The organism is Bacillus sp. SIMBA_008, from assembly GCF_046535495.1.
Lineage (GTDB): Bacteria > Bacillota > Bacilli > Bacillales > Bacillaceae > Bacillus > Bacillus subtilis.
Genome location: NZ_JAWRWL010000993.1, coordinates 1 through 248, shown reverse-complemented (window position 1 = coordinate 248; position 248 = coordinate 1). Strand labels below are relative to the sequence as shown.

Below are 248 nucleotides of genomic sequence, written 5' to 3'. Positions count from 1 at the left end.
GTAGGTATCGGTGGAGACCCAGTTAACGGTACGGACTTTATTGATGCGTTAAAAGCATTTAATGAAGATGAAGAAACGCATGCTGTAATTATGATTGGTGAAATCGGTGGTACAGCAGAAGAAGAGGCAGCTGAATGGGTGAAAGCTAATATGACAAAACCTGTTGTAGGCTTCATTGGTGGCCAAACAGCGCCTGCTGGCAAACGTATGGGCCATGCTGGTGCAATCATTTCTGGTGGTAAAGGAAC

The 248-nt window shown here is 45.2% G+C and carries 1 pseudogene; it reads left to right on the top strand.

Annotated features, from left to right (window positions below):
- Positions 1-248 (top strand): annotated as a pseudogene (locus SB658_RS26365) (succinate--CoA ligase subunit alpha); the annotation flags it as partial.